The sequence below is a fragment of the Cohnella sp. genome (assembly GCF_041640265.1).
GTDB lineage: Bacteria > Bacillota > Bacilli > Paenibacillales > Paenibacillaceae > Cohnella.
Genome location: NZ_JBEQAP010000051.1, coordinates 12717 through 26492, shown reverse-complemented (window position 1 = coordinate 26492; position 13776 = coordinate 12717). Strand labels below are relative to the sequence as shown.

General features: G+C 46.3%; 15 protein-coding genes. All 15 read left to right on the top strand.

Features of this window, described 5'->3' with window-relative positions:
• Positions 1–104: 104 nt before the first annotated feature.
• Complete coding sequence (locus tag ACESLK_RS24750) at positions 105–1568, top strand: methyl-accepting chemotaxis protein (protein ID WP_373232401.1); 1464 nt, start codon at positions 105–107, stop codon at positions 1566–1568.
• A 190-nt stretch (positions 1569–1758) separates the two neighbouring features.
• The gene (locus tag ACESLK_RS24745) at positions 1759–2490 is read left to right on the top strand and encodes a GntR family transcriptional regulator (protein ID WP_373232400.1); all 732 of its coding nucleotides are present in this window, start codon (positions 1759–1761) and stop codon (positions 2488–2490) included.
• A 26-nt stretch (positions 2491–2516) separates the two neighbouring features.
• Positions 2517–2954 (top strand): phosphonate C-P lyase system protein PhnG, encoded by a 438-nt coding sequence (gene phnG, locus ACESLK_RS24740; RefSeq protein WP_373232398.1) that lies wholly within the window; start codon positions 2517–2519, stop codon positions 2952–2954.
• Positions 2941–3594, top strand: coding sequence for a phosphonate C-P lyase system protein PhnH (phnH, locus tag ACESLK_RS24735; protein WP_373232396.1), 654 nt, complete (start codon positions 2941–2943; stop codon positions 3592–3594). Before phnG ends, phnH begins: the two co-directional genes overlap by 14 nt.
• Complete coding sequence (locus ACESLK_RS24730) at positions 3576–4733, top strand: carbon-phosphorus lyase complex subunit PhnI (RefSeq protein WP_373232394.1); 1158 nt, start codon at positions 3576–3578, stop codon at positions 4731–4733. The genes phnH and ACESLK_RS24730 overlap by 19 nt, the downstream gene beginning before the upstream one ends.
• The gene (locus ACESLK_RS24725) at positions 4690–5568 is read left to right on the top strand and encodes an alpha-D-ribose 1-methylphosphonate 5-phosphate C-P-lyase PhnJ (protein ID WP_373232393.1); all 879 of its coding nucleotides are present in this window, start codon (positions 4690–4692) and stop codon (positions 5566–5568) included. Before ACESLK_RS24730 ends, ACESLK_RS24725 begins: the two co-directional genes overlap by 44 nt.
• A 14-nt stretch (positions 5569–5582) precedes the next feature.
• Positions 5583–6455 carry an ATP-binding cassette domain-containing protein gene (locus ACESLK_RS24720; protein WP_373232392.1) on the top strand — a complete coding sequence of 291 codons (873 nt, stop codon included), beginning with the start codon at positions 5583–5585 and terminating at the stop codon, positions 6453–6455.
• 19 nt (positions 6456–6474) lie between these two features.
• Positions 6475–7182 (top strand): phosphonate C-P lyase system protein PhnL, encoded by a 708-nt coding sequence (gene phnL, locus ACESLK_RS24715; protein WP_373232417.1) that lies wholly within the window; start codon positions 6475–6477, stop codon positions 7180–7182.
• A gap of 16 nt (positions 7183–7198) precedes the next feature.
• Entirely contained in the window at positions 7199–8155 is a 957-nt protein-coding gene (locus ACESLK_RS24710; RefSeq protein ID WP_373232391.1) for a sugar phosphate isomerase/epimerase family protein, read from the top strand.
• Positions 8156–8157: 2 nt separating this feature from the next.
• The gene (locus tag ACESLK_RS24705) at positions 8158–9357 is read left to right on the top strand and encodes an alpha-D-ribose 1-methylphosphonate 5-triphosphate diphosphatase (protein WP_373232390.1); all 1200 of its coding nucleotides are present in this window, start codon (positions 8158–8160) and stop codon (positions 9355–9357) included.
• Positions 9311–10213, top strand: coding sequence for a PHP domain-containing protein (locus ACESLK_RS24700; protein WP_373232389.1), 903 nt, complete (start codon positions 9311–9313; stop codon positions 10211–10213). The genes ACESLK_RS24705 and ACESLK_RS24700 overlap by 47 nt, the downstream gene beginning before the upstream one ends.
• 21 nt (positions 10214–10234) lie before the next feature.
• Complete coding sequence (locus tag ACESLK_RS24695) at positions 10235–11260, top strand: phosphate/phosphite/phosphonate ABC transporter substrate-binding protein (protein WP_373232388.1); 1026 nt, start codon at positions 10235–10237, stop codon at positions 11258–11260.
• 40 nt (positions 11261–11300) lie between these two features.
• The gene (gene phnC / locus ACESLK_RS24690; protein ID WP_373232387.1) at positions 11301–12089 is read left to right on the top strand and encodes a phosphonate ABC transporter ATP-binding protein; all 789 of its coding nucleotides are present in this window, start codon (positions 11301–11303) and stop codon (positions 12087–12089) included.
• A complete protein-coding gene (locus tag ACESLK_RS24685; protein ID WP_373232386.1) occupies positions 12079–12864 on the top strand; it encodes a PhnE/PtxC family ABC transporter permease in 786 nt (261 codons plus the stop codon). Before phnC ends, ACESLK_RS24685 begins: the two co-directional genes overlap by 11 nt.
• The gene (locus tag ACESLK_RS24680) at positions 12865–13683 is read left to right on the top strand and encodes a PhnE/PtxC family ABC transporter permease (RefSeq protein WP_373232385.1); all 819 of its coding nucleotides are present in this window, start codon (positions 12865–12867) and stop codon (positions 13681–13683) included.
• Positions 13684–13776: the final 93 nt, after the last annotated feature.

The following is a 13776-nucleotide window of genomic DNA, read 5'->3' as shown; positions in this document are numbered from 1 at the left end:
AACCTTTTGATTAAGCTAATAGACAAAGATTTTTTGTCTGGCTTTAAAAGGTCGTGCAGGTTTTTTTTGTTGTTATAAAGAGAAAATTATAGGAGTGGTATTGGATGAAGCTGTTTCGGTCTTTTACAAGTCGCTGGATTGAAGAGCAATTGGCGAACATGGCAGTTGGCGACTTTAGTACAAATCTGTCTTTCAACGGTAGAGGTCATTTTTTAATGGTTGCGCTCAAAAAAACGATAAGCAGTTTAAAGGCTCTAATACGCCTAGTAGATCGATCATCCAAGCATCTGCACAAAAAAATGATGGATATGAGAGCTAAATCCGAGCTGATTACTGAGCAGGTGGAAGGAGTCACATCCACGATCCGGGAAATTGCGGTCGGCATGCAGGATACTTCAGAGTATGCCCAGAAGATGGCGGATGATATGGCTCAAATTAACGTTGTTCTAAAGAACGCAAGTGAAAATAATGCCTCGTTGGTTCAGGCATCTCTGGATTTTTCGGAGGAAGTCGCTGCCGGCAAACAAGAGATGATATCCGCGAAGGAGCAGATGAACCGGATATCTAATGAAAGCACGGGAATTCATGAAGGAATGAACGAATTAAACCATGCGCTTGGTCAAATTACGAATATTGTCCGGCTGATTGAGGAAATCTCGGGTCAAACGCAACTGCTTGCTTTGAATGCGAATATTGAAGCAGCTCGAGCAGGCGAGCAGGGGAAAGGCTTTGCAGTTGTTGCCAGTGAAATTTCGAAGCTGGCGATTCAGACGAAACAGGCTACCTGTAGCATTAATGAGCAGATCCAGTGGGTAACGGGCAACGCTCAAGGCTTGAAAACAGGAATTGATAACATGCAAGAGGCAGTGGGTGTAGGCGTACATACGATGGAGGAGTCCGTAAACAAATATGAGGAAATGGAAACGTTCCTCGGCCGCATTCTAATACAAATGAAGGAAGTCGATGGGCAATTCGGAGTCATTACGGCAAATAGCTTCTCCATCGTCGATTCCCTCAATCAAACCTCGGCTATGATCGAAGAAGTAGCTGCAGGATGCCAAGAAGTACTCGCTTCGACTGAAATCCAGCAGGAGAATATTTTACAAATAAACGAGGACATCCGGGAAGCCACGCGCAGCAGCCTGTCGCTTCGTTCGGTCGTATCACAGTTTAAACTTCCTTCCCGCAGCGAGTCCCACCCTCTGCAAAAGGAATTGGACAGATGGGTGGAATGTTCTTTGGGTATTCGATCCATCATGGTGTCTATGATTGACTCGCGGGGTGATGAGAAAATTCGCTACTGGTACCGGGAAAAAGAAGCGATGGAGAGTGAACTGGCAGCATGCTTTCAGCTTCTCGGAGAGAAATCGACTGATAAGATTAACAAGGCTTATTTTGACTCTTTGGGAAGCTCATGGCAGGAATTCAGCGTGGTGAAAGATCAAAATGCCAAATGGATGCTAGAAGCCGAGTATGATAAAGCCAAGCAGGGTCTAATTAATAAAGGCAGAGAACGTTTTAAGCGGGCCATGGATATCGCCAATGAATGGATGGAAACTAAAAATTAAAGAGTTAAATGAAGGCAATCCCCTGGGTTCAACCACACTGAGAAGTGGGTTGGGCCCTTTTGTTTTGTCGCGTATCCGATTAAATTAACAATTCTTTACCTGTAGATAATATAGACATCATGTCGCCAAGTTAAGCTTCATCCAAGTGATAAATTGCAAACTAGCGACTATTGAAGGAGGTACTCAAAGTATGCTCCATGAGCCGATCGTACAGGTTGCTCCTTACTTGGTTATAGCAGAGATTCTACAGAAGGAAATTGATAGCGGCGTCTATAACATTGGCGAACCGTTGCCGTCAGAGGCTGAACTAAGCAGGAGATTTAAGGTCAATCGCTACATGATAAGGCACTCGTTGAATTTTATGAATAAAAAAGGGGTTATCCGCTCGTTTCAGGGCAAAGGGCACTATGTCTGCGAAAAACCGATGGAAATTCAATATACGATCACTCCGGCGATGTGTTTTACAGATGTCATGCTCCAGCTTGGATGCAAACCAAACGCGAAGCTATTGAAAGGGGAAGAGTCTCTTCCGCCGGAACCGATAGCCAAAATGCTGAGAATGGCGCCTGATGAAATGGGGATTCGGCTTGAAATTCTCAGGTATGCGGACGGGATACCGCTGGCATGGAATGAAACATGGCTGCCTATGAAGTATTTTCAGAATTTTCTGGATAAATACACATCTTTCACTTCGTTGTATGCCTTATTAAGAGAGGAATACCAGATGCAGCTTAAGCGGATTTGGTCGACGTTCGAGGCAAGCTATCCCTCTTCTGAAGAGGCGCTGCATTTGCAAATTTCTCCGAACACATCCTTGCTGCACATCGCCAGCGTAATGAGAGACCAGGATTATCGAATCATTGAATATACATCCGCCAAATATCGCGGAGATTTGTGCAGAGTATCTATACAATTCGAATAATGAAGCGAGCGAAGGAGTTTTTGGAATTGAAGAAATCTAGATTGACGCAAATTCTCATTGAAGGTAATCCAAGTTTATTAGAAAAGCTTGCCTTGCAAATTGATCAACAATATACGGTAACCATCGTTAGAGAGCCGGAAAAAAGTTTGGTCATGAATAAATCAAGAGATTCAGTATCGGGAAACCCCTTCTATATGGGGGAAATTCTAATTACGGAATGCACCGTTGCCATAGGAGAAACTTATGGGTTTGGCGCCATTATGGGCGAGGATGCGGATCGCGCGTACCAGCTGGCCATTGTAGACAGCGCATTAAATGCCAAGCTGCCAGAAGCGATGGAATGGGAGCGGCTGCTCCTAGAAGAAGAGCAAAGAACGGATCGCAAGAAACGGTTGGAGCACTCGCGAATCATGAGATCAAAGGTAAATTTCGATACGATGGAGGAATATCATGCTAAATCCTAGCGGAGCGGGCTTCGATAGAGTCCATGATACACAGCATATTTATCGGATTCTATTGCATGCGATGTCCAGACCAGGCGTTATCTGCGAATTAGGAGAACTTGTGCAAAGAATAGATGTTCCTTCAGGAACATCCAAGGCAGCTGCCGCGATTGCTTATACCTTGCTGGACGGAGAGGTTTCCTTCGCCTCGTGTATGTGGGAGCAGGTAGGTTGGCCGGAACATATTCGTAGAATGACTTATTCCAAGCTAGTGGAAATGTCAGTTGCCGACTATGTATTCGTTAATGGCGAGGAAGACGCAGGATCAATTGAAATCATGATCTCCAAGCTCAAGATAGGTACGCTCTCCTCCCCAGAGCAATCCGCGACTCTGTGCATTAAAGTTAACAGCTTACGGTCTGAGCCGGATATGAATGAAGCAGGCATTTCCTTGAAATTAACAGGACCCGGCATAGAAGGGTCTTCGATCTGTTGCGTTGACGGTCTATCCTCTGCATGGATAGAGAGCAGGTCCGGCCTAGTTCAGGAATATCCGCTGGGAGTTGATTTTGTTTTGTTTACGGAGAGTGGGGAAGTTCTAGCTCTACCTAGAACGACAGTTGTGGAAGGAGTTGTCGGTGCATGGCCTACGTTGCAGTAACAGGCGGTCAAGAAGCCATTCAACAAGCTGAGAAGCTGGTCAAATACTACCGAACGAAGGACTCAAGCGCCGTGCTGGATGTTTCCCTTATTGAGAAGCAGCTTCGACTGCTGGTCGATCGCATTATGGGGGAAGGCGGCATGTACGCGCCGGAGTATGCGGCGTTAGCCCTTAAGCAAGCTGAAGGAGATCCATCCGAAGCGGCTTTCCTAGTAAGGGCATATCGATCGACGTTACCACGCAATCACTATTCTTTAATGTCGGATCCTGCGAACATGAGAGTCATTCGCCGGATCTCATCATCCTTCCGGGATATGCCGGGCGGTCAAGTGTTAGGACCTACTTGCGATTATACGCATCGGATGCTGAACTTCTCTCTAAGAAACGAAAGTACAGAGGATCTTCAATCCTTCGTTAAGCAATATTTAAGTGACGAGGTTTGGGACGAGAGCAGCATGAGCTTCACGAAAATCGCGGATTTGCTTAGAGACCAGAATTTAATGGCTGCAGCAGATCCCGTCTACGAGGAAGAGCCCTATGATATGACAAGGCAAAAGCTAACCTTCCCATGCAGCCGATCAGCAAGATTGCAGTGTCTCTCTAGGGGTGAAACGGGGGCGATGACCTCTTTAGCGTACAGCTCCATGCGCGGTTATGGTGTTGTACATCCAACGATCGGGGAGCTTCGCGTAGGCTATACGCCCGTTTATATCCCTCACCCCTTCGGCAACGATGAGGATGGTGAGGGGATCTATATTGGCGAGGTTATGATGACCGAGGTGGAGTCCATCAATTCCTTCACGCAAGATAAGGAATCGGGAAAGGTACAATTCCTGCTTGGTTATGGGCTAGTATTCGGACAGAACGAACTAAAGGCAATTGCGATGTCGATTCTCGAACGAAGCCTCGAGACCGAGGGGACTGCACCTGCCCAGGATGAAGAATTTGTTCTGACGCATATCGACAGTGTGGAATCAGGAGGTTTCGTCTCTCATTTGAAGCTGCCGCATTACATTACCTTCCAAACTTTCTTGGATCAAATACGCAAAACGCAAACTCGAAAGGCTAAGGAAACGACAGAGGAGGCATTACCCGATGCAGGTAATGGACAAACAGAAGTTCAATACAGCGGAGTATAACTTTGCCTTTCTTGATGAAGGATCAAAGCGGGAAATTCGCCGCAAGACGCTTAAAGCCGTAGCTATACCCGGATATCAGGTTCCGTTCGGTTCCAGAGAGCTGCCGATTGGCAGGGGCTGGGGCACGGGGGGATTACAGCTTACTTTGTCGCTCATAGGGCAAACGGATATCGTGAAGGTCATTGACCAGGGAAGCGATGACAGCGTAAATGCAGTGAGTATTCGGCGATTAATCGAGGAAACCAGTCACATCCAAACGACAGAGAATAGTAGGGAAGCGACAATTATTCAATCGCGTCATCGTATACCGGAAGAACGTCTTCAAGACGGCCAAATCCTTGTTTTGCAAGTGCCTGAGCCGGAGCCGCTTCGTCAAGTGGAGGCTAGAGAAGAGATAACCAAGATTCAGCATGGAGAGATGAATTACAGCGGCATATGGCTAACGCTCTATGAAAGCATCGTGAAATGGGGTGCGGTCACACGGGGTGCGGATTATCCGGTGCTTGTGCATGAACGTTACATTATGGCTCCAAGCCCTATCCCCCGCTGGGATAACCCCAAATTTCATCAGGCGAGTCATCTTACCTTACTTGGTGCAGGCAGGGAAAAGAAGATCTATGCGATTCCGCCCTATACCAACGTTAGATCGCTGCAATTCGATGATTATCCCTTTGAAGTGGAATCCTTTCCAGGCTTATCGTGCCGTCATTGCGGCGCTGAGGAGTCTTTCATGGATGAGATTACGGACGGAGTCACCGGTCAGACGATCTACCAATGCTCGGATACCGACTACTGCAACAGAAGACGCGAACAGTCGGGAGAGGGGAATTCTTAATGGCGGTCTCAAGCATGTCAAACATAGACTCATTGTTAAAGCATGGCGGCAAGAACGATAGCCCCTTGCTGACGGTTCATAACCTGTCCAAGAAATACGGGAAAAGCTGTGCTTCCTGCGTGAATGGGCACTATTCTGTGCAAGGCGGTCGTTGTCCGGACTGCGGAACGATATGGGCTTGCAGAGACATTAGCTTCGACTTATACCCCGGGGAGATTCTGGGCGTAGTGGGCGAGAGCGGCTCGGGTAAAAGCACGATGGTGAAGTGTCTTTATTACGATGAGGAAGTTTCGTCGGGTGAGATGTCCATTGCTGCGTATAAAGACAGCGAATCTAATCTATTTCACGAATCAGCCCAGCAGAAAAGATATATTCGAAACCATCTTATGGGCATGGTTTATCAGAATCCTTATCTTGGACTTCGCATGGGCTTCTCCAGCTCCGGCAATATTGCCGAGAAGCTCATAGCCGCGGATCATTATCATGTCGGAACAATCCGCAATCGCGCCTCAGAGCTGCTCAAAAAGGTGGAAATTCCGCTGCAGCGAATGGATGAACCTCCTAAAAATTTCAGCGGAGGTATGCAGCAACGCGTGCAAATATCCAAAGCTCTGGCGAATAACCCGCCATTGCTATTGCTTGATGAAGTGACGACCGGTTTGGATTTATCCGTACAGGCTAAGGTTCTGGATTTAATTCGCAGCATTCAAAGGGAGCTGGGCGTAGCTATGATCGTCGTTTCTCATGATCTCGGCGTTATCCGGATGCTCTCGGATCGGACGATGGTTCTCAGACAAGGGCAAATCGTTGAACAAGGCTTAACGGATCAGATTCTAGAGGATCCGCAGCACCCTTACACGCAATTACTCGTTCATTCGCTATTATAAGCCCTAGAAGAAGGAGAGGATTGGCATCCTTAAGGTAACCGATCTTACGAAAAGATTCCAATTGTCGTTAAACCAAGATATGAACGTAAACCCGTTCCAGAACTTATCCTTCGAAGTCGGCAAGGGCAAGTTTATGGGTATAGCCGGACCAAGCGGAATCGGTAAATCCTCTATTCTGAAGTGTATTTATCGGACGTATCTCCCGACTTCAGGCGAGATTAGATATGAATCAGAGCTGTATGGCTCCATAGACTTGGCACAAGCGAATGAACGACAAATCTCGCATCTGCGTAAGAACGAGATTAGTTATGTTTCCCAATTTCTTAAAGTTATCCCCCGTGTATCAGCCTTGGACATCGTCGCAGAGAAGCTTCTGCCTTCAGGAATGCAATTAGACGATGCACGCATTCAAGCGGCTCGGATGCTGGAGCGTCTTCGTATTCCAACCAAGCTCATTGAGGCCTATCCGGCTACCTTCAGCGGCGGAGAACAACAGCGCGTTAATTTAGCACGCGCATTTATCATGCGTCCGAGGCTGCTTATACTCGACGAACCGACGGCCTCATTGGACGTTAAGACTAAACAAAGCGTCCTTGAGCTGCTTCGCGAAATGAAGGCGCAAGGAACGACAATGATCGGAGTATTCCACGATTGGGACGTTATGGAACAAATATCGGATAACATCCTCGATCTGCAAGCCTTTGTTAGAGCACATGTATCAAGTTAAGCGGAGGAGCTATGAGATGAGGGTTAGAGGTATAGGAGTTAGCTTGCCGCCGACAGATACCGTAAACAATTTAGATAAGCTGAAGAGTAAGTTAACCAGAGCGAGAGAACTAGGCTTTGAAGCCATTGAATTATCGCTTCATGGCATGGATGTCATCCGCAACGGCGTTATTGACTATCCTCGGTTGGAGAAATATAAATCAGTGCTTCATGCTTTCGACCTTAGTTACACGACGCATGCTCCGTATTCGATTAACCTGTTTCGTCAGGACGATCCGGACATGGAGAAGGCATCGTTGGCTGCTTCCTTAGAGGTTAGCGGCGCGATCGGTGCAGAGACCATGGTCTATCATGTCGGCAGATACATTGGTGAAGAAGAGTTCTTGTATCCGAATAGGTGGATCTCTTACACGAACGAGGAGAAGCAAAGGCTTCTGCTCTACGAACGGCTTATCTTAGCAGAGATGAGTCACAGGGCTAAGCAGTTAAATGTTCGCATTGCAATGGAGAATATGCGCCCATATCTGGATAACGCCGAATATTGTTACTCGGTCATTCCAAGCGCGCTAGCGGAACAGGTGGAGGCGATAAATCACCCTTCTATTGGAATTACGCTGGACATCGGACATCTCTATTTATCGCATAAGTTGTATGGTTTGGATTTAATAGGCGAGCTAAAGCGCATGGCGCCTCATATCATTCATCTCCATGTGCATGACAATTTCGGCAAGGCTTGTTATTCCGCCGAGAAGAACCAATACGAGCTTGCCCCATTAGGTCGGGGAGACATGCATATGCCGATCGGCTTTGGTGAAATTCCAATGGAGTCCATTTTTAATGAATTATCGGCAGATTTCGATGGTTATCTGATTCATGAGCTTAGAGAGAGATATGAGGGCGAATGGCCTCATCTTCGTCAGCGAACGGAAACAGTTACGGGCGGAAATTACCACTTGCAAACGGGGAGAGGTTAAATATGATTCAAGGTCATATAAGCATCCACAATGCCAAGATTATTACTCCGAAAGGGGTTGTTGAAGGGGGACTCTGGATTGAAGACGGTAGAATAGCACGAATTATACCGGGCGAACATCAAGAGACCACAGTTTACGGAGATAGCTTGGACGCTAATGGTTGTTATGTCATGCCGGGAATGATCGACATGCACAGCGATGCGTTGGAGAAGGAAATTCAGCCGAGACCGAACACTTTTTTCCCCCTTCACATGTCCTTCTATGAATTAGAGAAGAAGCTTGCGGGCTGCGGAGTTACGACGATTTACCACTCTCTGTCTTTGGCGGATGGGGTAGGCGTCCGGGATGACAATATGGTTATCGATGTTATTGAGCACATCATCAAGCTTCGCGAAGAGAGAGCTATGATCAACCATCGTGTTCACTTGCGTTACGAGGTGACCAATCTGCCCGGCATTGATACGGTTAGAAACCTGATCGACAATCGTAAGATCGACCTGTTGTCCCTTATGGATCATACGCCAGGGCAAGGACAATTCACGGAAAAGGAATCGTATGAGAACTATTTGGTCAAAACCTACGGAGTTCGCGACGAAGAGCTAAGGATTATGATCAATAAGCTGAAGAGCGACGCCAAAATCATTAATTGGGAAAGAATCAGGGACATCGCCCAGCATGCTATCGGCCAGGGGATCGTAGTCGCTTCCCATGATGATGATACGGAGGCCAAGATTGATCAGATGATTGATTACGGCGTTACGATCAGCGAGTTTCCTATTAATAGGACTGCGGCGGAATATAGCTATGGGCATAACCTTCTGGTGTGCGTGGGGTCCCCTAATCTTGTAAGAGGTCAATCGCATAGCAATAATATGAGGGCGGTAGATGCCGTTAAAGAGGGATTCGCCCATGCCATCTGTTCGGATTATTTACCTTCTTCCATGCTTCCCGCCGTGTTCATGCTGCATGAGGTGGAGAATATGCCGCTTCATCTAGCGGTTGCAATGGTAACCTCCAATCTGGCGGCCGCTCTGGGAATCAGCGATCAGGTAGGCTCCATTGAAGCAGGGAAGCTAGCCAATCTATTATTCGTAAACCTGCATAATGGATACCCGCTCGTCCAGCGGACAATGGTTAACGGCGAGACGATTTATTATGCTAAACCCTTTCATAGTCAGTCTAGCGAGCAAGTCTATGCTTAGTTCACCTATAAAGGCGGATCTTCATTGCCACACGAACGCTTCCGACAACTCCTTCAGTATCCATGATGTAGTTGTGCAAGCAAAGAATGCTCAGCTTAGCCATCTGGCCATAACGGATCATGACACTACGATAGGGCTTGAAGAAGCGGTTCAATACGGCAAGCAATATGACCTTCATATTATCCCGGGAATTGAAATATCCGCATGGGACACCTTGCGTAATCGAAGAGCGCATATTCTGGGGTTGTATATCGATCCTAATCACCCGGCACTTGAGGAGCTTTGTGGAGCAACGGTTAAAATGCGGCATGAAGCTTCAAGACAAATGGTCACTCTCGCCGAGCAAATGGGTTACGACATTAATTGGGAGCTTGTGTGCGGCTACGCCAAGAATGGGAGCGCGGTATATAAGCAGCATATTATGCATGCTCTATTGGATCGCGGCTACTGTAATGAAATCAATGGGGAGCTCTACAAAAAGCTGTTCTCCAGATCCGCGAACGAAGCGGGTCGGGCGCTTATTCCCCTTAAATATCCGGATGCGGCGGAGGCCATCCGTGCGATTCAGCTAGCAGGCGGAGCAGCTGTTCTCGCCCATCCCGGGCAGCTTAACAATTTCGAAGCGATTGAGGAATGGACCGATTGGGGTTTGAGAGGGGTTGAGGCGTTTCACCCAAGTCATTCGCTAGAGGACACCAAGAGAGCGCTGCAGCTAGCAGATCAGTATGGACTGGTTGTTACAGGCGGTTCCGATTATCACGGATTGTACGGAGACGGTAAATTTCCGATTGGCAGCGTAACGGTTGGCAAGAAAGAAATGTCGAAATTGCAGGACTGTATCTATCATTCGCTCTAATAGACGAGAGGAGTTTTATAAGTGAAAAAAGCAGGGTTCTTGATCGTGTTAAGCATACTAGTTGCCATTATTGCAGGTTGCAGCGTTACAGCGAAGGAAAGCGATACTCTTACCATTGCCTGGTTGCCTAATGAGTCGGGTGAGGATGTCAAATCTGCACGTGATGAAATCGGTAAATTAGTCGAGGAAGCAACGGGGAAAAAGGTCGTACACAAAACAACCACGGATTACGTCATAACGATTGAGTCAATCGCAAACGGAAATGCCGATATCGCCTACTTAGGACCACAGGGTTATGTGGAAGCCCATAATAAGAACGATAAGGTGCTGCCCCTTGTTGTATCAACCGGTAAATCAGGCACTTTGGAGGATGCGGTTTACTATTCCTGGTTAGCCGTTGTCAAAGGAAATGAAGAGCCGTTTAAGGATGGATCTGGTTTTAAGCTCGACAATCTTGCCGGGAAGAAATTCTCTTTCGTATCTACAAGCTCTACATCCGGCTTTAAGGTACCTTCGAATAACATCGTGAATTACTTTAGCGCAATGGACAAGTACAAGGATTTGACGGCTGAAGATTTGATGGAGGGCGGCAAAGACCAATTCTTCAGTGACGTACAGTTTGGAGGCTCGCATCAAGGATCAGCGGTTAATTTATTGAATGGAACAGTTGACGTTGCCGCTTTCTGCGATAGTTGCGTGACCAATTATGTTGAGTTAGTCAATGGAAAGCTTAACGCTGCCGGAGCTCTCTACAAAGTGAAGGATGATGCGGTTGAACCGTTTAATACGGTACAAGGTAAAGAATTCACACTGATTTCCTCAACTCCAGTTCTCAATTCTCCATTTGTAGTGAACTCAGATAAGGTAAGCGAAGAGACGGTAAAAAAGCTGGTAGATGCTTTCACTTCGGAGAAAACCACCAACAATACAAACATTTTCATCGTTAAGGATTCCGGACTCAAAGGAATGTTCAGTAAAACGGGTAAGGAAGCTTTCCTTGCAGTTGAGGATTCCTGGTTTGAACCGGTTAGAGCCTTATCCAAGTAATGAAGAATAAAGTTATTACTTCTATTCAGAGGAGTTTACTATGACAACGTTATTGGAAGTCAAGAATGTATCGAAACAATATGGTAATGATACATTGGCGTTATCAGATGTTAACTTCTCTGTAAAAGAAGGAGAGTTTGTATCGATTATCGGCCCCTCGGGGGCCGGTAAATCAACTCTTCTTCGCTGCATCAATAGAATGATTGATGCAAGCAGCGGGGAAATTAACTTCGATGGCGTTCAGGTTATGGGCTTGAAGCGGGCAGAGTTGAGAAAGCTTAGGACTCAAATAGGTATGATTTTCCAGCATTATAATCTGGTCAATCGATTAACGGTTTTTGAGAATGTGCTTCATGGCAGGTTAGGGTACAAATCAACTTTAATGGGTTCGTTAGGCTGGTATACTTCAGAGGAAAAACAGCAGGCTATGCAAATTCTGGAGTTACTTGGACTTACCAAACATATTTACAAGAGATGCGATCAATTAAGCGGCGGTCAGAAGCAGCGGGTGGGCATTGCCAGAGCGTTATTGCAGAATCCGAAGCTGCTGCTGTGCGATGAACCGATTGCTTCCTTGGACCCGAATGCTTCCAAAGTGATTATGGATCATCTGAAAAATATTTCAACGGTAATGGGAATAACGGTGCTTATTAATTTACACCAAGTAGATGTTGCTCTTAATTACTCTGACCGAATTGTCGGGGTCAATAAAGGAATGGTTGTCTTTGATGGATCGCCGAAAAAAATCACATCCGAAGAAATATACCAGGTATACGGTTCTGAAGCCGGTGATCTCATCATCAATGTCGGAGGCAGACATGTCGGATAAGTTCTTTGCCAAGAAGAGATGGCAATCACTTCTGACATTCGGCTGTATACTTCTGCTGACGGTACTTTTTATTACTCTAACAGAGTATAACGTCATGAAGGGCTTCACTTCGATTCCAAAAGCCGTTACATGGTCCATTACGAATTTCTATCCGAATGAGAAGTCGCTGGAGAAGCTCCCGAGTATTCTGGATAAATTGATAGAAACGGTTCTGATCTCAATTGCTTCAGCGACTGTCGCCTCGTTGTTTGCGGGCTTCTTTGCCATTATGGGTGCGAATACAACCAAGGTGAATCGCGTATTCGCCGTCCTGAGCAGAGGAATCGCCACGATCTTCCGGAATATTGATGTAGCGGCCTGGGCATTGATTCTGCTGTTTGCCTTTGGCCAAAGCGCATTAACGGGTTATTTCGCATTATTCTTTGTGAGCTTCGGATTTCTTACGCGTGTATTCATGGAAACCATCGATGAAGCCAGTACGGATTCGGTAGAGGCTTTACGCGCGGCCGGAGCCGGTTATTTCGCCATTATTTTTCAATCCGTCATCCCGTCGTGCATTTCTCAGATGATTAGTTGGATTCTATTCGTGATCGAGACGAATATCCGCAACGCGACACTAATTGGTATTCTTACTGGAACGGGAATCGGGTTTGCCTTTGACCTGTATTACAAAAGCTTAAATTACCATGCGGCAAGCTTGGTTGTCATTTTGACCATAATAGCCATCTTCACAATTGAAAGCCTATCTAATTACATCAGAAGGGTGATTTTATAAATGAACCATCCTTACCTTCCAATTGCGGCTAAGCCATTCAATAAAGCTGCTTTTGTAATTAAAGCAACCTTGGTTTCATTGGTGATCATCTCTATATTTGGCTTTCTTACGTTTGACTATCGGGGCGTTAATGCAATGGAGGGTATGGCAGCCTTTCTTAGAAACTTCAAAACCATGTTAACAGAGCCGCATTTTAAGCATTTTACATTTGGCGAAGCCCTTTACCAAATGACCGTGACTGTTGGTTTGGCTTTTCTAACGACTCTATTCGGTGGAATAATCGCTTTATTACTTGGATTGTTCGCTGCTCAAAACTTATCCAACGCTAAAGTTTCCAATATAATCAAGAGCTTCGCTGCTTTCGTTAGAGCTGTTCCGACGGTATTATGGGTGCTGATTTTTGCTGTGTCGGCTGGCCTTGGCAGCGTTGCTGCCGTAGTGGGGATGACCTTTCACTCGGTGAGCTATTTGATTAAAGCCTACTCTGAGTCCTTCGAAGAGCTGGACAAGGGGGTAATTGAAGCTTTAAGGGGAAGCGGTGCGAATTGGTGGCAAATCGTCTTTCAAGCGGTGCTGCCCACATCATTAAGCTCCATTCTTTCTTGGACCTTCTTCCGGTTTGAGATTAACTTCGGGATAGCTGTTGCGATGGGCGCTGCGGCTGGAGCGGGTGGAATCGGGTTTGAAATGTTCATGGCCAGCTCGTTTTATATTGACATAAGGGAGATCGGAACGATCACCTATTTCGTATTAGCCTTTGCTATCCTGTTGGAAATCTTCGCTTCAAGGTTAAAAGCTCGTATTCGTGCTAGATCTTAGAAGGTAATGACTATTTGGATAACTATAAGTGATATCCTTATCGTTAAAGTGAAACATAAGGTCTCAGGCGCATTTCACAAAAAAAAGCTGGAG